Genomic DNA, 17,258 nt, shown 5'->3' with positions numbered 1-17,258 from the left:
GTATCATGTTACGTCGGTTAGCTTCCTAAAGATTTACTTTATAAATAGTCTCTAATAATCAGGGAAGCCAAGAGTAAAAACCCGATCCCGATCACGGCGAAAAACGAGAGAATCCGTTTCCGGATAAAATTGGTCACTCCTTTTTCGGGTTTCGCTTTCACGTTCCAGATCTGGTTTAACGAGTCCTGAAGTTGCACGAAAACGCCGGACGCGCCGAAAAATAACAGCGCCACGCTAATCAACGAGGCCGGCCCTCTCGCGGCCGATCGCCCGGAATTCTCGATCGCCGTCTCGATGACTTTCGCGCCTTCCGTCCCCACCAATCCCTGAATCTGTCCGACGATCTCCCCTCTAGCCGCTTCCTCGCCGAAAATCGCCCCCGCGATCGCAATCGCGATGACTACCACCGGGGCGATCGAGAAAACGGTGTAATAAGCGAGCGCGGCAGCTAACATCGAGGCGTTATCCTCGTTCCACTCTTGAAAGGTTTCTTTCAGTAGGGAAATTATCGTTTTCCAGCGCATCTTACCAATTTTCTGCCGATTTCCTCTCTTAATTTAACCCGAAAATCCCCGTTCCCGGCATCTATCCCCGGCTTTATCTCGATCGACCTTTCCCGCTCGAACATTCTGTCGAACAAAAAAACGAAATTCCCCTAGATTTCCGTTGCGGTTTCGGGAAAACTAGGGGATACGGAATCTAGACAAGTCGAACTAAATATAAGTCGCCCAGGATTTCGCCCACTCTAGGGTCTCGTGAACCCGATCGAGTGTCGCCGCCTCACAGTACAGTCGTAACACCGGTTCCGTACCGCTAAAGCGAATTAACAGCCAACTACCGTCCTCTAAACGGAACTTGTAGCCGTCCATCGTGATGCAGTCCACCACCGCTTTCCCGGCGATTTCCGTCAGAGGATCGTTTTCGAGACTCTCGATCAATCGATCGCGCGTTTCCATATTCGCCAGGGGAAGATCGACGCGATCGTACTCCGAATGAAAACCCGCCTTATCCTGTAGATCGCGGTAAAGATGACTCAGATCCCGTCCCGACTCGACAACCGCCTCCAGAACGTATAAAGCCGACAGTAACGCGTCTCTTTCCGGGATATGGGTTCCGTAGCCAACGCCGCCGGATTCCTCGCCCCCGATGAGTACGGGAGTCGTCAGCATTCGATCGGCGATATATTTATACCCGATCGGCGTTTCGTACACCGACAAATTGTAGAGCGCCGCCAATTTCGGGATCAGATCGGAACCGCTCACCGTTTTCACGATCTCCCCCGTCATACCCTGGCGGCCGGCGAGATGTTCGATCAGGATCGGGATTAAATTCTGGGTACTGAGGAAATTACCGAAACCGTCGATCGCCGCCACCCGATCGCTATCCCCGTCGAACACCAAACCCACCCGCAAGGGAGCCGAAGACGCGCTCTGAGCGAGTAGGTGCATGATTTCCGAGAGATTTTTCGGTAACGGTTCCGGCGCGCCCCCCCCGAACAGGGGATCTCGATCGCCGTGTAATTCCTCGATCGGCCGGCCGAGTAACCGTTCCAAACCCGTGGCCGCCGCGCCGTGCATCACGTCCGAGTAAACCTTTAACCGTCCCGACTCGATCGCCCCCGCGATCGCCGCGATATTCACCTTCGCCCGCAAACCCCGGCAGTAACTCTCCCACGGCTCGAAAGTGGTCAATGTGCCGGGCTTCTCCGTGAAAACGGGGGGATTCGGCAGTAAAGCCTCGATCTGTCGCGTGATCTCCGGGGAAACCGATCCCCCGAAACAACCTTTCACCTTCAAGCCCAGATATTTCGCCGGGTTGTGGCTGGCGGTGAGGACGATCGCCCCGAGCGCGTTTTCCGCTTTCGCCGCCCAACTAAAAGCCGGGGTGGGCGCGTAAGATTCCGAGAGCAGAACATCGAAACCCGCCTCCTGAATCGCGAGCGCGGCGGTTTTGGCGAAATCCTCGGCGAGAAAACGGCGATCGTAGCCGACGATAATCGTCCGCGAACCCGTCCGCTCCCCGTAGTTATCCGCGAGAACCCGGGCCGCCAGGGGAGCGAGGAGGGCGACTCGATCGAACGTGAAATCGGCGGCGATAATCCCGCGCCAGCCATCGGTTCCAAACTTGATCGGGGTAACGGTTGCCATGATGTACGAACTAGGGGTTGATTTTCGTTTCCCAATACTGTACCCCGCTCCGTTCCCCCTGCAAACTCATTTTTCTCCCTCGCCCCGCGCCGGGAGATCTTCGGAACGCGTCGTCTCGCTCTCTAGTAATTTTCCCAGCAGGAATTGTAATTTCATCCGTTCGATATAGGGCCAGCCGCCGGTTTCCTCTATCTCTCGGAGTAATCCGTACAGCGACTGACGGGTATCGGGTAGAGAAGGCTCGAACAGTCCGGAGCGGATCTCCCGGTGTAAGCTTTCTAGCGTTCGTAACAAAAGTAACAATCCGTGACAATCGCCCTGATTCTCCTTGGCGATCGCCGTTACCGTGGCGCGGAGAGATTGTAATTGACCCTGTAATCGGTCGTTATCTCCCGTAAATGGGCTATTCATGTTCCTACTCGAAGACAGCCAACCTAATCATACAGGAGTCGAGAGTCGGGAGTCGCCCGGCTTTTTACTTTTTCGGTGACGAGAGGGGTATCTAAATTTGATACAGTAGATTTCGACGAATTTGGCGTAACCCATTCCATACAGTTCATGAGGCTATGGAGCGGGGGTAGTGATTTTAAAGATTGACAAAGTGAGGTTGACATACATGAGATTTCGTGCATTACTGGTCGCCTTTCTCGCGTTATGCCTGGGGGTCTTGACCGCGTGTAGCGACGCTCCCAGTGCCGTCGTGAATAGAAACGAGCTAACCTATGATGAAATTTTAAACACCGGATTGGCGAACAAGTGTCCGCAGATTTCCGAGTTTACGCGGGGAACCCTCCCGGTCGAACGCGGGCAGAGCTACGTCGTAACCGATCTCTGCTTGGAGCCGCAGGAATATTTCGTCAAGGAAGAACCCGCGAACAAACGGGAAGCCGCCGTCTTCGTGCCGGGTAAACTCCTGACCCGCGACACGACCTCCCTGGAGCAGATCACGGCGACCCTGAGCGTGGGTAACGATGGCGTTTTAACCTTCAAAGAAGAAGAGGGGATCGATTTCCAACCGATCACCGTGCAACTGCCCGGTGGCGAGCGGGTTCCTTTCTTCTTCACGATCAAAGGATTCACCGGGAAAACCGAAGCCGGTTTCACCTCGCTCAATAGTTCTACCGATTTCGAGGGCGGTTTCAAAGTTCCCTCCTACCGGGGAGCCGGTTTCCTCGATCCCAAGGGTCGCGGGGTGACGACCGGTTACGATAACGCCGTTGCTTTACCCGCGAGCGCCGATAGCCAGGATTTCGAGCGCGCGAACGTCAAGGCCACCGAACTCGGTAAAGGTACGATGTCTTTACAGATCACCAAGGTGGACGGTTCTACCGGCGAGTTCGCGGGCGTTTTCGAGAGCGTTCAACCCTCGGATACGGACCTGGGCGCGAAAGACGCGGTGGACGTGAAAGTTCGCGGTACTTTCTACGGTCGTCTCGAAGCGAGCGCCTGATCGCGTTGGCTAGAGAGATGTTTTGAAACGATCGAGAGGGGCGATTTCTCCGAGTGGGGATTCGCCCCTTTTTCCGTCGTTCCCGCGACACTCTCCGTGATTTCACGGAGAATTTTCCGTAAATTCTCTTTCGGGGATCGTATAAATCTCGTTGTAACGGTTCGGTCGATATCTTACTTTGAGAAAAGTCGAGGCCTGTTGAAAGCGATCTTCGCCCCCCGGGCCGGTAGCTCTATCCACCGTACAGCGTGCTATGCCTCTCCTGAATCAAGAAAATCTCAAGCTCGAAACGCTCGCCCTGTTTCAAGAGTATCGGAAGACGGGTCAGACGAAACCGCGCGATCGGATCATGGAATTGAATCTCGGATTGGTGAGGAAGGAAGCCCATCATTGGGTCAATCAATGCTCGGAAAGTTATGAAGATTTATTACAGGTCGGCTGTATCGGCCTGATCCGGGCGATCGAACGCTTCGACGGTACGAAAGGCAACGCGTTTAGTTCCTTCGCCATTCCCTACATTCGCGGCGAGATCCAGCACTATCTCCGCGATAAGGGCCACACGGTCAGAATTCCCCGGCGTTGGCTGGATCTGGGAAGACAGGCGACGAACCTGCGTCGGGAGTTCCAGGCGAGCTACCACCGGCAACCCACCGACGCGGAGATCGCCGACGGTTTAAGTATCTCGATCGAGGAATGGCAGGATGTTAAACTGGCTCTACAGAACCGGGAACCCCTCAGTCTAGACGTGGCCGTGAGCGGTGAAGAAGAGAGCGGGATCTGTTTGGGCGATCTCGTTCCCGACCCCCACTATCGCAGTTTCCAACTCAGTCAGGACGATCGCCTACGTCTCCAACAAGCGCTGGCCGAACTGGAAGAGAGAACCCGCAATATTTTAGAGTTCGTCTTTCTCAAAGACCTCACCCAACGGGAAACCGCCGAACAATTAGGGATCAGTGTCGTTACCGTTTCCCGCCGCGTGAAAAAAGGGTTGGAAATTCTCAAGGAAACGATGACCCGCGAGGTTTTTTAAATTTCCCGACCCGGTAAGACGGAATCCCGATACTATCGATTATCGATCGCCCGATCCCTCTCTGTCCTACCTCCGGAGAGAGAAAAAAAACCTCGCTCGTCGCGAGGTGGTCGAGGAATGGCTTGGTTACACCGTGGATGAAGAGGCCAACACCCCGGTTGTTTTCTAGCCTATCGTCCCTCGATCGGGATGTCAGTCCCATCGGAAGGCGAAAAAAGTGGAATGTTATCCCCCGAACTCTACAGAGTATCGGTTCATTCCGCGCGCTCTAACAAAATTTCCGCGAATACTTTCACGATTTTTTCCAGCTTTTCCACTCGTTTTTCTAGGTCTACAGGAGGCGAGGGAGGGGTTAAATCCCGGATCGATCGTAATAATCCATCCCATCCTTTTACCCCTTTCAAGTTGTACGCGTCTTTATAGGCTCGATACGCGTTATTGTAATTCCCGTATAAAGCGATTAGATCGTCTTTAGTCGGTTCGCCGGACGGTAACGCTACGGCCGAATTATCGGTTTCGATATCAATATCCTCTAAAAGCTCTCGTAATCGTTGGGAAAGAGTCGCGGTAATGCTGAATACCCGTGCGGTATCTTTAACGTCTTGCTGATGCAAATCTTCTAGCTCGGAGATGATTTTACCAAATCTGGACATGATGCGAATCCTCTAAAAAGCGAGTTTATTTATCGAGCAGAGAGCGATTGTTATCCGCTTGACCGCTCCCCATTTGCGGCTTATCGGGATCGGTGGGTAATCGATTATCGATCGCCCCGAAATCTTCCCACTCTTCATCGAGAAATAAAGATCTCAGTAACGTCCAGAGAATCGTGAATTTTCCGAAAATCGATCTCGTCTCGCGAACGTTACGCGCCGCCATTTTCACTTCTCGCTCGACGTTTTTCAATTCAGCGATCGCTCTTTCCTTTTCTGCGGTTCTTTTGGCGATAGATTCTGTCAAATCCAACATTTCTGCATTTAATTTCTCTCTCTCGGCGCTCATTCTTTCCCGATCTCGTGTCAGAGTGGAAACTTCCGAGTTCAGAGATTCTAATTCCGCGTTGAGAGAATCGATCTGTAATTTCAAATCGCCTTTTTCCTGACGATAGCGTTCGTTCCAGCCCTGCAAGGAACCTTGCGATCGCCGGAGAAACTTTACTATCTCCACCACGTCTTGTAATTCCGAATTGTCGGGGTTTTTCCGGGCGAGTTTATATAGCGAGTCTACCCGCTCGTCGATATCCATGATTCTTCCTAATTCTAACGGGGTCACTCTAGAGAGTACCCGATTCATCGATCGAAGGTAACAGACCTCGGGCGTTAGCGGCGATCGAAGCGAACGCGCGCCCCCGATCTAGCACTATACACGATGGTTAAAACATCGATTATAGAACCGAACTACAGCGGACTTTTGACCGATAGCCGACCGCCGATCGCCGATCGATCGACGCGATAATCGATCGACGACCGCTATACTAAATAAGGGAAAAACGCCAGGGAAAGGGTACATCGATGCAAAATCCGCGACCGGGAAAAAACGCGCTCATCGCCCCGATCTTGCTGTGTTTGTTGGGGATCGGCGGCTGTCAACCTCCCGATCCCCCGAAAATCTCGCCCGCGGAAACCCCGAAAATTCAGGACAATAGCCGTCTTACCCTCAATAACGCCACCCTAGAACAAGCGAACCCCACGGGACAATCCCTTTGGAAAATTCAAGTCAAAAAAGCCACCTACAGTCAGGATCAGAAAATCGCCCAGCTGGAATCCGTCAAAGGGAATATTTATCAGGACGGGAAAGTGGTCTTACAGGTAAGCGCCGATCGGGGGCAGGTTTATAAAGAAGGGCAGGAAATTCTCCTCGAAGACAATATCGTCGCCATCGATCCCCGTAACCAGGCTGTTATCCGCGCTAAAGAAGTCCGCTGGCAACCGAAAGAGGGCCTGCTGATCGTTCGTCGCGACCTCAAGGGTAGTCACCGTCAGGTAGAGGCGATCGCCACCGAGGGACGCTACGACACGCGTCGGGAAAAACTGGAGCTAGTCGGTAACATCGTCGCCACCGCGAAAGAACCCCGCGTTCGTTTGACCACCGATCGACTCACCTGGGAGATCCCCAAAAAACTCCTCTCCACCGATCGACCGATGACCTTCGATCGCTACGAGAAAAACGAGGCGATCGACCGGTTGAGCGCGACCGGGGGAAGCTGGGAACTCGATAACCGTCGGGTGATCCTGCGGGATAAGATCGAGTACCGCTCGATCGATCCCCCCCTCCAGATAGCCGGACAACAAGCGATCTGGAACTACCGAGAGCGAACGATCTCCTCCGATCGCCCCGCGGAACTCTTCCAGTACGAGGAAAACGTCAGCATCACCGGCAATCGCGTTTTCGTGGACTTGAACGGCCGGATCGCCCGTCTTCAGGATGGCGTGAACGGACAGAACCGTTCGACCGGAGCGAAACTGTATAGCCAGACCCTCACCTGGAAAATGGCCGAAAAAACTGTCGAGGCTGACGGTAACGTGGTCTACGATCAGCCGGAACCGAAATTTAACGTCACCGGGGATACGGCGGTCGGCCGGTTAGTGGATAATAACATTGTTGTCAGCAGTCGATCGCGCGATCGGGTCGTGACCGAGATCTATCCCCGCTAAAGCGACGCTCGCGGCCGAACCTCAAGAAACGATGACATCGATCGCTACCCCCGAACCGGTCTGCTAAAATCAGGTCAAGGAATTCACCTAGAGCGGGAACGAATCCCCGTACTTATCTCCTTTTCCTCCTGAATTTTCCCCTTCGAGAAACCCCGTGGAATTAGCGTATCGATTGAATGAGTAACGAAATCTATCTCAACCATCCCACCTTCGGTTTACTGTACCGAGTGTGTTTATTGGAGGAAAATCAGGAACTGTTCACCACCCTCTACGCGCAACGTCTTTTCTTTCTGGTCACGGTGGGAAACGATAAGGTCGTTTTCGAGCCGATCGGTCGTTCCGAGGCCCGATTACTGGTCGAGACGCGTCTGCGAAACCTGCGCCGGAACTCGTCCGCGGGAGATTATAACGCGTTAAACGAGATCTATAAACGCACCTTCTAAAGCGCTCCCTAGACCTCGAAGCGCGATTCGTTTTTGAAAGTCTAGAAACCTCCATGTTTACCAAATAAATAGGAGTTTTCAGAGATTTTTAACAAAAATATTTTTATTCTTCCTCCCGCCTCCCGCCTCCTGCCTCCCGCCTCCTGCCTCCTGCCTCCTGACTCCACCTAGGTCTCATGACGATCGCCCACCGTATCGATTCTATCCGTCGCTCGCTACCGCCGACCGTCCGCCCGATCGCCGTTACCAAACAAGTTCCCGTCGAGCGAATCCGGGAGGCGATCGATGCGGGAATCACCGATCTCGCGGAGAGCAAACTTCAGGAAGCCCTTCCCAAACAGGAGCGATTCCGGGATATACCGGGGTTAGAATGGCATTTTATCGGGCATCTCCAGGCCAATAAAGCCCGCAAAGTTTTAGAAACCTTCGATTGGATTCACTCGATCGATAGCCGGAAACTCGCGGAACGGATCGATCGTCTCGCGGGAGAGATGGGATTAACCCCGAAAGTCTTCCTACAGGTGAAAGTCCTCCCCGACCCCGATAAATTCGGTTGGGAAGGAGACGAGATCCTCAACGATCTGGACTTTTTGGCGACCCGCGAACACCTGAAAATTCAAGGATTGATGACAATCTTACCCCTGAGACTTTCCGACCCCGAAAAACTGTCCGCGTTCGAGAGAACGAGAGATCTAGCGAGAACGATGGCGGATCGATCGGGTCTGGTTCTCCCCCATCTCTCGATGGGAATGTCCGACGACTACAAGCTCGCGATCCTTGCCGGGGCGACGTTTATCCGTCTGGGAACGGCGATTTTCGGCGATCGCCCCGGCTAGACGAGGGGGAACGAGGTATCGATAATTACAACAAATTTTAATAATGTGAGATTTTTGTTTTAAAATCGAGAATCAAAATCTATCTCGCGATGGATCGAATCGAGAGGGAACTAACTTAAGGGTCGATACGACTACAAGTAGGAATTCAGTCCGGTTCACCGATCGAACGCTCGAAAAGTGATCCGCTCCCTTCGACCGATTCCGAGATCGATAGAGCCTTCTGACCGAGCCTCGACGTTTGGGCGGATTCGCGCTTCCCGTTCGACTCTCGGTTCCCGCCCCCCATCCGGCGATCTCCCTATAACAATCTTTTGAAGGACATTAGACCGTGAACAACATCTTTACGAAACTCAAGGATTTTGTCGGCATCTCCGAACAAGAAGACGAATACGAAACCGACTACGAGGAAATGAACTGGGAACAGTACGCCCCGACCGAGGAAGACGTGCCGGAAGCGCCTCCCGAACCCGTTAACCGCCCGAACCGCGAACCCCTAAACCTTAGATCGGAAACCAATATGGGACCCACCAGAAGCAATGTTATCGGTATGCCCGGAATCACCAACAGTACCGCGGAAGTGGTCGTCATCGAACCCCATTCTTTCGAGGAAATGCCCCAGGTAATCCAGACCCTCCGGGAACGGAAATCCGTGGTGTTAAACCTGAACGTCATGGACCCGGAAGAAGCCCAGCGAGCGGTGGATTTCGTGGCCGGGGGAACCTACGCCATCGACGGACATCAAGAACGCATCGGCGAGAGCATTTTCCTGTTCACCCCTAGCTGTGTCAAGGTCAGCACTTTATCGGGAACCATCCACGATATCCCCGACTCGCCGAAAATGGGTCGCCCCGGTTCTGCCGCGCCCGTTTGGGGAGCGGAAAGCAATCGACTCGCTCAATAAGTCTCCAGAACGGTCGGCCCTCGGGCCGGAGAAGAGAAAGCGAGATCGATCGATATATCTATCTCGCTCCCTCCTCGTTTCGGGACTCGCCGATCGCGCGATCGACCATTCCGCGAAAGGTCTGAAGAATGGTATGATAGTCCCTCTCGTTAGAAAAGAGGGGATTTTTCGGAAAACCTGTCCCTTTCCCCGATCGACGACGCGAGAACTTTACCGTTTATTGTTTTCTAACCCCCGTGTCTACTCGTTTCGGGATTATCGGCGGTGGGGTAATGGCCGAAGCCATTCTCTCCCGTTTATTAGACAGAAAGCTCTATCTCCCTGAAGATATCTTGATCAGCGAACCGCAGGCGCAACGTCGGGAATTTTTGGCGAGTACCTACGGCGTTCGGGTGAGCGAGGATAACCGTCAGGCGGCGAGTGCCTCGGAAGTCCTCTTATTAGCTATCAAACCGCAAGCTCTCGATACGGTACTGACCGGCTTACTAGGGGTGATGGAAAAACCCCTCGTTCTCTCGATTCTGGCGGGAGTTCCCCTGAGTCGGCTGGAGAGCGGTTTTCCCGATCGAGCGGTGATCCGGGTGATGCCGAACACGCCGGCTACCGTCGGCGAGGGGATGACGGCGATCGCCCCCGGCCGTCGCGTCGAACCCCAGCATCTCGACCTGGCCCGGGATATTTTTACCGCGGTCGGCGAGGTGGAGGAGGTTCCCGAATCGTTAATGGACGCGGTGACGGGGTTATCGGGATCGGGACCGGCGTTCGTGGCGATTTTAATCGAAGCTCTCGCGGATGGGGGGGTGGCGGCCGGATTACCGCGGCCCGTCGCGGCCCGTCTCGCGTTACAGACGGTGTTAGGGACGGCGGTTTTCTTGAAGGAATCCCAATTGCACCCCGCGCAGTTAAAAGATCGCGTCACCAGTCCGGGAGGGACGACGATCGCCGGGGTGACGCGTTTGGAGAAAGGGGGCTATCGATCGGCGATTATCGAGGCGGTCGTCGCGGCCTACCAACGCTCGCGGGAGTTAGGACGCTCTTGAGCGGGCGATCGTCGGTTTTCCCCGCTTCCCTCACGCGCTCCGGAGGGCGACGATCGGATCTAATTTCGCGGCCCGATAGGCGGGAAAAACCCCGAAAAACAGACCGATCCCGCTAGAAACGCCGAAAGCTAACCCGATCGCCGCCGGGGACACCGTGGCCGCCAGGGGGGACACCGTGGCCACCAAGACGATCGCCCCCGCTCCGAGGAGAATACCGATCGCCCCTCCCGCCGCGGAAACGAGAATCGATTCGATGAGAAATTGGGATAATATATCCTGTTCCCGCGCGCCGATCGCTTTTCTTAGCCCGATCTCGCCCGTTCTCTCGGATACGGAAACGAGCATGATATTCATCACCCCGATACCGCCGACCACCAGAGAGATCCCGGCGATCAGCGCGAGCAGGAGAGTTAAACCGGTGGTGATGGTACTGAAAATATCGAGCATCTGTTTAGCCGATTCCACGCGAAAATCGTCCTCGTTGACGATCTTGTGGCGTAAACGTAGGAGATTCTCGATCTGGAACTTGGCGGCGCGGATCTCGCCCGGATCTTTCGCCGTGGCGTTGATCCAGCTTAACTGCAAGCCGTAGGGCGAGGTTTTCCCGACCAATTGCGCGGCCATCGTGGTCAGGGGAACGATCACCGTCTCGTCCTGATTATTGCCGAAAAAGGAACCTTTCGGCTCTAAAACGCCGATTACCTCGAAACTTAAATTCCGAATCCGAATCGGTTGACCGATCGGGTCCTGTTGCGGGAACAGTTGATCGACGACCGCGGCCCCTAGAATCGCTACCCGTTTATCGCGATCGAGATCGGTTTGATTGAGAAAACGGCCCCGAGAGACGGCGAATTTCCGAACCGAGGCGTATTCGGGAACCGTTCCCGTGATCCCGGTGGTCATATTGCGATCGCGGTAGGAAACCAATAAGCGGTTACTAATTTCCGGCGCGACCTCGGCGATGCTGGGGACTTGCGTGGCGATCGCTTTCGCGTCCTCTAGGACGAGGGTTTTCGGGGTATCGATGGTGGTTCGCCGCGCCTCCCGAGATCCGGGAACGATAAAGATCGTGTTGGGGCCGAGATTCTCGAATTGTTCGTTGGCCATCTTTTGCGCTCCCTGGCCGATGCCGATCATAGCCACCACGGAGGCGTTACCGATGATAATTCCCAACATGGTTAAACCGCTCCGCACCTTGTTGGCGGCAAGGGTCGAGAGGGCCATTTTCAAGCTTTCCGCGAGATTCATAAGTGAAGGGGAGTCAAGAGTCAGGAGTTGGGAGGCGGGAGGCAAAATCGATCGATCTTCCGGTTCCCGATCGAGTTCCCGCGCGTTCGTCGATCGATCTTCACGATAGCGAATCACCCGGTAAAAAGACGGGTAGATTTCGATCGCCTTACTTCGACTTTCCGTTCTTCTCGGTGGGGTTTTCCGCGCCTTCCGGGAGATCGATAAAGACCCGTTGCCCCGCGTCCAATCCCGAGAGAATCTGGGTTTTGTCATCGAGAACCAGACCGATCGAGACGGGGGTAAAGACCGGTTTACCGTTCGCGTCGGGAACGAGTACCCCGGATTTGCCCCCGCGGGTGACGATCGCCACCGTGGGAACGACGAGCGCGTCCGGCAACTGCTGACCGACAAAGGTGACATCGACGTTCATTCTCGATTTCAGTTGGTCGAGACCGTCTTTCAGGGCGATCGTTACCTCGAAGGAGGTCACGTTTTCCTCGACGATCGCTTCCGGCGCGATCCAGGCGATCTGACCCTGAAAGACTCGATCGGGGAAAGCATCGGCGACGATCCGCACCGGTTGCCCCCTCTGGAGCCGTCCCACGTCCACTTCCGGCACTTTCGCCACCACTTTCAACCCCCGCGCCAGGGCGACGATCGAGGTGGAGGTCGCCGATGCGGTACTCGATGCCGAGGTGGTGGGAGTCACGAAAGCGCCTTCCGTGGCGTATTTCTGGGTGATGATGCCATCGAAGGGCGCGGTGATCAACGTATCCCGGTACTGGATTTTCACCTGCTCTAAATCCGCTTTCGCCGCGTTAAAAACCGATTCCAGGCGGGCGATCTCGGTTTGGGCGGTTTTCTGGCGCGCTTCCAGGGCGAATTTCGCCTCGGCGATCGCGGCGTTGGCCTTGATCATTTCCTGTTGGATTCCTTCCACTTCCGGGGAGGCGGTTTTCTCGGTCTGTTCCAGTCGCCGAACGGCCTCGTCTAGATTGGCCTTGGCGTTCAGATACTCGTTCAAGACCTCGTTAAATTGATCCTGGGAGATCGCGCCCTCTCGCACGAGATTGGCGTTACTATTGAGGCGGCTTTCCGCGAGTCGGAAGCGCGATTCGGCGCCCCGTACCCGCGCTTGGTTCTGTTCGACATCGCCGGGAATCCGCTCTCGGGCTTGTTTGAGGCTCGCTTCTAGTTGCTTGAAAGTAGCTTGCGCCTGGTAAAGTTTCGCTTGATTCTGACGGATTTCTTCGGGGATACGCCGTTTCGCTTCCTCTAAATTGGCGAGGGCTTCTTTCGCTTTCGCTTCCGCCCGCATTCCCTGCGCCTGTACCTCTAGATTATCCATCACGGCGATCGGCTGTCCCTTTTTGACCAGCATTCCCTGTTCGACCAGCAATCTCACCAGACGGCCGGGGTTTTTCGGGCTGATGTTGACGCTTTGAATCGGCTCGACGGTTCCGCTGGCCTTGATCTCGACGGCTAAATTCTCGCGGGTGGCGGGAACGGTGAGTTTGGCGAGTTCTACGGACGGGGACGGGGTTTGGCTCAATCGGTAGGAATAGAAACCGATCGCCAGAAAACCACTGGTCATGAGTCCGATTATCCAAAGGAGCGGGCGATTCGATTTTCCTAACACGGTTGATGCCATTCTGTCTCCGAAAGTGATCGCTTCTATGGTAGCGTCTCCGGGGTCGAGGTTGAAACGAACGAGAGCGAGGAATCGCCGAAAAATCGTCCTCGCGGGGTAGGACAGGAAAGTTTACACCGCCCTCGCGTTCCCCGCTCACATTACTATAGACTGGGTAGAAAGACGTATTTCTCGATCGAACTGTGCCGAAATTTAACTTTCTCTCCGTTTCTCTAGCGGTGTTTCTCGGCGTTCAGGCCGCGACCCTTCCCGCCCTTTCCCAAGCGTTACTTCCCTACACCCTCGAACCGAATCCCGAAGAAATGGAACAGGCGGGCATCGAGGTGGCGGAGGAGGCGATTCAACTGGCGCGCTTCCAACGTCCGGAGGCGGCGCTATCGCGGGCGCGTCTGGCGGTACAGTTGGCCCCGGATCTCTATCAAACTTGGTTTATTCTCGGCGGTTTATACCTGCAACTCGATAAAGTCGATCCGGGGATAGAGGCGCTCCAGCAATCTCTCGCCATCGCCCCGGACGACGCGAAAGCGAATATTAAGTTCTCTCTCGGTAGCGCGTATTTTCAGAAAAAGGATTATCAGGCGGCGATTAGCGAGTTGGAGGCGGGGTTAAAACTCAATCCGAATTCGTCTCCCGCGCTGTTCGATCTGGGGAACGCGTATTTTAAATTAGAAAAGTTCCCCGAATCGATCGCCGCCTACGAGAGAGCGGTGAAAAATGACGGGAAATTCTGGCCGGCGATGAATAATATCGGTCTGGTGAAATACGAGCAGGGTAATATCGACGCGGCCTTGGAAAGATGGCGCACGGTGTTGAAAATCGACCCGAAACAGGCGGAACCGGAGTTAGCGATCGCCACGGCCCTCTACAAGAAAGGAAAAACCCAAGAGGCGATTACCCTCGCTCAAAGCGCTCTCTCGCGGGATAGTCGTTACGCCAAGCTTTCTTTTCTAGAGCAAAATCTCTGGGGAAAAAAATTACTCGCGGACGCGGAAACTTTCTTCGCGAACCCCAAGATGAAAGATTTTCTCGCCAAGCTTCCGGAGCCTCCCGCACCGGGGGAAAATGAAGAGGGAGAGTGATTCGATCGAATAACCGATAACGGATAACCCGTTGGGTGTGTTACGCTTCGCTAACACACCATCTTTAAATATCGGTCAGTTCAGGCAGGAATTTAATCAATTGTTCGCCGAAATGATGTTTCAGGCGATCGATATTTTCATAGACGGTGTAAAAATGCCCTAATTCGCTTAGTTTTTGTTTGAATTTCACTAAGGTTATAATTTCCTCGGTGATCTCGCTCGTAGAAATCGCCGCGTCTTTGAAATAGGTATAAATTAAAGGTTGCCCGTTTTTCTGAAAAGTTTCTAAAGCTTTGAGAAATTCTTCATCGGTGTATTTACCGACTTTGGTATAAAAGAGACTGACAAATACATCGCAATCGGCGACGGCTTTATTATACTCGTCCTGTAGTCGCGTCCGGGACATGGCATCGAAAAAGTCTTCCCAGCGCACCAATTCTAGGAAAATATTTTTCTGAATATATTTTTTGTTTTCTCGGTTGATAAAGATTTCAAATTCATCTCGATCGCTCCTCAATTCCGAGGAAGAAGCTAGGAAAATTTTGATCGTTTTTATCGGGGAACTGGGGCGAGTATTTTCGTTGTTCTTCGGGGGAACTTCTCGGGGGACTTCCGGCTCCCTCTCGGAGTTTTCGGAGGGATTGAGAATCTCGTTCAGCGCGGATTGAATAGCCATTAAGCCGCATCCGGTGGGGGATTCCGCCCAGATTAACAGCGCGTAAACTCGATCGGCCTGCGATGCGGGAGGTGGGGGAATAATACCCGCGGGGGGATGGATTTCGATTAGTAATTCATTGAATTGCTGGAGAACTAGCCCGTTTAGGGTTTTCATTAATTGGCGGCGGGGAGACATGGGAGTATCGGGAAATATTGAGTTCTTGAATTCTAGCAAATCAAACCCTTCTAGTAAAGGTTTTACCTTGACATCTTCCTCGCTGATCTCGCACTCGATCGAATCTTTTTTTCCCGATTCGAGCCGTTTTCGTAACGTGGAATATTTAAAAAGATGCGGTTTGCTATTTCCCTCACATACGGAACAATTGCAGGGAATCATTTTTTCGTATTCTAACCGATGATACGATCGGCTAATGCGATCGAGTTGGTCGGAAATTATCGCTCGGAATTCGGAAATATTTTTTCCAGAAAAGCGAATATAAATCCTTCTTTCAAAGATATTTTCGATAACTTCTGCTCTCGCGCCGTCCCGACGAAAAATCGCACCGTTTCGCCATACCCACTCATGTTTTTCGATGTAGGAATACATGGTAACGATGAACTGCCAGAAAATGCCCCGCGGCATAAAAAGATCGTAGCGAAACTGCATCTGGCTATTCTTTTTATTTTCCCAAGGATATACGGGGGTACTTTCCGGGAGCATCTGCGGTGCAACGAGGTTTCCCGTGTTCCCGATCTCGGAAACTAACTGAAACTTTTTCATCAGTTCTATCAGGATACCGCACGAGTGCCGATACTGTTTATCCGTCCAAATACCCGCGCAATCCCTACGGGTAAATCTGCCCTCTTTCATTTTAATGATATCATGATCAAAAAGGCGATAGATAGCGTTCGTCGCCCATTGTGGTTTCAGAATCACGCGTTCTCTCAGGAGGGAATTTTCAGCGAAGTGAAGAATAATTCCTAGATCGTGAAAGTAGCCGAGTAGGGTATCGATATCCCGTTCTTCGGTGATATTATGTTCGTGGCAGATTTCATCAAAATCCTCTAGATAAATATGATTACGAGTATCTTTCTCTAGGGCTTCTCGAACCTTTACCCATAGCTTGGGAACCGGTTCACCGATGTGGGGGAGAAGATCGGCGTGATGTTCGATCGCGCGAATAATCTCGTCAATTTTCCGTAAACGTTCCCCGCGTTTTTGCCCGTCGGTTTCCTCGTGGGTTTTGAAGTTCACGGCGAGGATTTTTTGAATACTGTTCGGGTAGTGTCCGCGTAATTCGGATTCGTTGATGGCGCGACGGATATCGTCTTTCTCGTTGAGGACGATAATCATCGGACTTTCTCCCGCGAACAGTTCGATGATGTTGAGCCAGTAGTTAAAATCGGTACTATTTTCCCGATTATCGGCGACTAGCACGTACAGCGATCGCTTGGAGAGGAAAAAGCGGTGGGTGGCGTGATAGATTTCCTGTCCGCCAAAATCCCAGACATTGAGACGAAAGGTACGTTTTTCCTCGCTGTTTAAGGTACGTTTTTCCTCGCTGTTTTTCGCTCGGACGTTGAAGGTGTGGGATTGGATGGTGATCCCGCGGGTGCGATCGTCTAGGGTGGGAAGAGGACAGTCTCTATCTTCGATTTTGTGTGCCAGGGTGGTTTTTCCCGCGCCACCTTCCCCGACGATTAACATTTTCGCTTCGTAGAGGTAATCTTTTCCCTGCGCTTCCAGTTGTTGATAATAGTTGCGAATCGCGTCATTGCCCTGCCGGACGACTTCTAGGGGCGGTTTTTCAATGGGATTTCCGTATAGATTAATACAGTCGTCAGGGTATTCATCTTCTATCCGAATTTCTAAGCCTTTTTCCGCGAGCCAGTCTGGAACTTCTTTGATTTGGTTGTTCCTTAAATCGAGCGTGGTGAGGGCGACGAGGCTTTCTAGCACCGTGATAGCCGTTATTCCGTTATTTTGTAAATAGAGCGAGGTGAGGGCGGTGAGACTTTTCAGCACCGTGATGGCCGTTATTCGGTTGTAACTTAAATCGAGCGAGGTGAGGGCGGTGAGGCTTTTCAGTACCGTGATGGCCGTTATTCGGTTGCCGCTTAAATCGAGCGAGGTGAGGGCGGT

General features: G+C 53.2%; 16 protein-coding genes. 8 read left to right on the top strand and 8 right to left on the bottom strand.

The features are described 5' to 3' along the window. Nucleotides 1-38: 38 nt before the first annotated feature. The 3 genes from V0288_RS23785 to V0288_RS23775 form a co-directional block, all read right to left on the bottom strand. Nucleotides 39-524: a YihY/virulence factor BrkB family protein gene (locus V0288_RS23785; protein WP_332867679.1), complete on the bottom strand. Its 486-nt coding sequence runs from the start codon at nt 522-524 to the stop codon at nt 39-41. A 189-nt stretch (nt 525-713) separates the two neighbouring features. Further along, a complete protein-coding gene (locus V0288_RS23780; RefSeq protein WP_422662064.1) occupies nt 714-2,147 on the bottom strand; it encodes a phosphoglucomutase/phosphomannomutase family protein in 1,434 nt (477 codons plus the stop codon). Nucleotides 2,148-2,213: 66 nt separating this feature from the next. Next, complete coding sequence (locus V0288_RS23775) at nt 2,214-2,558, bottom strand: hypothetical protein (protein ID WP_332867678.1); 345 nt, start codon at nt 2,556-2,558, stop codon at nt 2,214-2,216. A 205-nt stretch (nt 2,559-2,763) separates the two neighbouring features. On the opposite strand from V0288_RS23775, the gene psbO reads away from it, so the two are divergent. Together psbO and V0288_RS23765 are read left to right on the top strand one after the other, a co-directional pair. Continuing rightward, the gene (psbO, locus tag V0288_RS23770) at nt 2,764-3,597 is read left to right on the top strand and encodes a photosystem II manganese-stabilizing polypeptide (RefSeq protein WP_332867677.1); all 834 of its coding nucleotides are present in this window, start codon (nt 2,764-2,766) and stop codon (nt 3,595-3,597) included. Between the two features lie 253 nt (nt 3,598-3,850). After that, on the top strand, nt 3,851-4,627 hold the full coding sequence (locus tag V0288_RS23765; protein ID WP_332867676.1) for an RNA polymerase sigma factor SigF: 777 nt from the start codon (nt 3,851-3,853) through the stop codon (nt 4,625-4,627). Between the two features lie 254 nt (nt 4,628-4,881). On the opposite strand, the gene V0288_RS23760 is transcribed toward V0288_RS23765, so the two are convergent. Next, the gene (locus V0288_RS23760; RefSeq protein WP_332867675.1) at nt 4,882-5,280 is read right to left on the bottom strand and encodes a hypothetical protein; all 399 of its coding nucleotides are present in this window, start codon (nt 5,278-5,280) and stop codon (nt 4,882-4,884) included. 25 nt (nt 5,281-5,305) lie between these two features. Next, on the bottom strand, nt 5,306-5,896 hold the full coding sequence (locus V0288_RS23755) for a coiled-coil domain-containing protein (protein ID WP_332867674.1): 591 nt from the start codon (nt 5,894-5,896) through the stop codon (nt 5,306-5,308). 239 nt (nt 5,897-6,135) lie between these two features. Here V0288_RS23755 and lptC point away from each other — a divergent pair, with 239 nt between their 5' ends. From lptC to proC, 5 genes are all read left to right on the top strand, one after another. Beyond that, entirely contained in the window at nt 6,136-7,278 is a 1,143-nt protein-coding gene (lptC, locus tag V0288_RS23750) for an LPS export ABC transporter periplasmic protein LptC (RefSeq protein WP_332867673.1), read from the top strand. A gap of 176 nt (nt 7,279-7,454) precedes the next feature. Then, nucleotides 7,455-7,721: a transcriptional coactivator PipX gene (gene pipX / locus V0288_RS23745; RefSeq protein ID WP_332867672.1), complete on the top strand. Its 267-nt coding sequence runs from the start codon at nt 7,455-7,457 to the stop codon at nt 7,719-7,721. 176 nt (nt 7,722-7,897) lie between these two features. Then, entirely contained in the window at nt 7,898-8,557 is a 660-nt protein-coding gene (locus tag V0288_RS23740; RefSeq protein WP_332867671.1) for a YggS family pyridoxal phosphate-dependent enzyme, read from the top strand. A 328-nt stretch (nt 8,558-8,885) separates the two neighbouring features. Further along, on the top strand, nt 8,886-9,458 hold the full coding sequence (locus tag V0288_RS23735; RefSeq protein ID WP_422662063.1) for a cell division protein SepF: 573 nt from the start codon (nt 8,886-8,888) through the stop codon (nt 9,456-9,458). A gap of 236 nt (nt 9,459-9,694) precedes the next feature. Continuing rightward, nucleotides 9,695-10,498: a pyrroline-5-carboxylate reductase gene (gene proC / locus V0288_RS23730; RefSeq protein ID WP_332867670.1), complete on the top strand. Its 804-nt coding sequence runs from the start codon at nt 9,695-9,697 to the stop codon at nt 10,496-10,498. Nucleotides 10,499-10,528: 30 nt separating this feature from the next. Here the strand turns inward: proC and V0288_RS23725 are convergent, their stop codons facing one another. Together V0288_RS23725 and V0288_RS23720 are read right to left on the bottom strand one after the other, a co-directional pair. Continuing rightward, nucleotides 10,529-11,746 (bottom strand): ABC transporter permease, encoded by a 1,218-nt coding sequence (locus tag V0288_RS23725; protein WP_332867680.1) that lies wholly within the window; start codon nt 11,744-11,746, stop codon nt 10,529-10,531. A 148-nt stretch (nt 11,747-11,894) separates the two neighbouring features. Continuing rightward, nucleotides 11,895-13,379 carry an efflux RND transporter periplasmic adaptor subunit gene (locus V0288_RS23720; RefSeq protein ID WP_422662062.1) on the bottom strand — a complete coding sequence of 495 codons (1,485 nt, stop codon included), beginning with the start codon at nt 13,377-13,379 and terminating at the stop codon, nt 11,895-11,897. A gap of 182 nt (nt 13,380-13,561) precedes the next feature. Between V0288_RS23720 and V0288_RS23715 the strand changes: the two genes are divergently transcribed. Next, nucleotides 13,562-14,458 carry a tetratricopeptide repeat protein gene (locus V0288_RS23715; protein WP_332867668.1) on the top strand — a complete coding sequence of 299 codons (897 nt, stop codon included), beginning with the start codon at nt 13,562-13,564 and terminating at the stop codon, nt 14,456-14,458. Nucleotides 14,459-14,522: 64 nt separating this feature from the next. Here the strand turns inward: V0288_RS23715 and V0288_RS23710 are convergent. After that, nucleotides 14,523-17,258: COR domain-containing protein (locus tag V0288_RS23710; protein ID WP_332867667.1), on the bottom strand; the 2,736-nt coding region annotated here is incomplete at its 5' end.

This window comes from Pannus brasiliensis CCIBt3594, assembly GCF_036688125.1.
Classification (GTDB): domain Bacteria; phylum Cyanobacteriota; class Cyanobacteriia; order Cyanobacteriales; family Microcystaceae; genus Pannus; species Pannus brasiliensis.
Note: the sequence above shows the minus strand (reverse complement) of the source record. Positions and strands in the feature narration are given on the sequence as shown.

Excerpts from the sequence above, each read along its gene's own strand:
- V0288_RS23785 (WP_332867679.1), bottom strand. The coding sequence starts at position 524 with ATGCGCTGGAAAACGATAATTTCCCTACTGAAAGAAACCTTTCAAGAG.
- V0288_RS23780 (WP_422662064.1), bottom strand. The coding sequence starts at position 2,147 with ATGGCAACCGTTACCCCGATCAAGTTTGGAACCGATGGCTGGCGCGGG.
- V0288_RS23775 (WP_332867678.1), bottom strand. The coding sequence starts at position 2,558 with ATGAATAGCCCATTTACGGGAGATAACGACCGATTACAGGGTCAATTA.
- psbO (WP_332867677.1), top strand. The coding sequence starts at position 2,764 with ATGAGATTTCGTGCATTACTGGTCGCCTTTCTCGCGTTATGCCTGGGG.
- V0288_RS23765 (WP_332867676.1), top strand. The coding sequence starts at position 3,851 with ATGCCTCTCCTGAATCAAGAAAATCTCAAGCTCGAAACGCTCGCCCTG.
- V0288_RS23760 (WP_332867675.1), bottom strand. The coding sequence starts at position 5,280 with ATGTCCAGATTTGGTAAAATCATCTCCGAGCTAGAAGATTTGCATCAG.
- lptC (WP_332867673.1), top strand. The coding sequence starts at position 6,136 with ATGCAAAATCCGCGACCGGGAAAAAACGCGCTCATCGCCCCGATCTTG.
- pipX (WP_332867672.1), top strand. The coding sequence starts at position 7,455 with ATGAGTAACGAAATCTATCTCAACCATCCCACCTTCGGTTTACTGTAC.
- V0288_RS23740 (WP_332867671.1), top strand. The coding sequence starts at position 7,898 with ATGACGATCGCCCACCGTATCGATTCTATCCGTCGCTCGCTACCGCCG.
- V0288_RS23725 (WP_332867680.1), bottom strand. The coding sequence starts at position 11,746 with ATGAATCTCGCGGAAAGCTTGAAAATGGCCCTCTCGACCCTTGCCGCC.
- V0288_RS23720 (WP_422662062.1), bottom strand. The coding sequence starts at position 13,379 with ATGGCATCAACCGTGTTAGGAAAATCGAATCGCCCGCTCCTTTGGATA.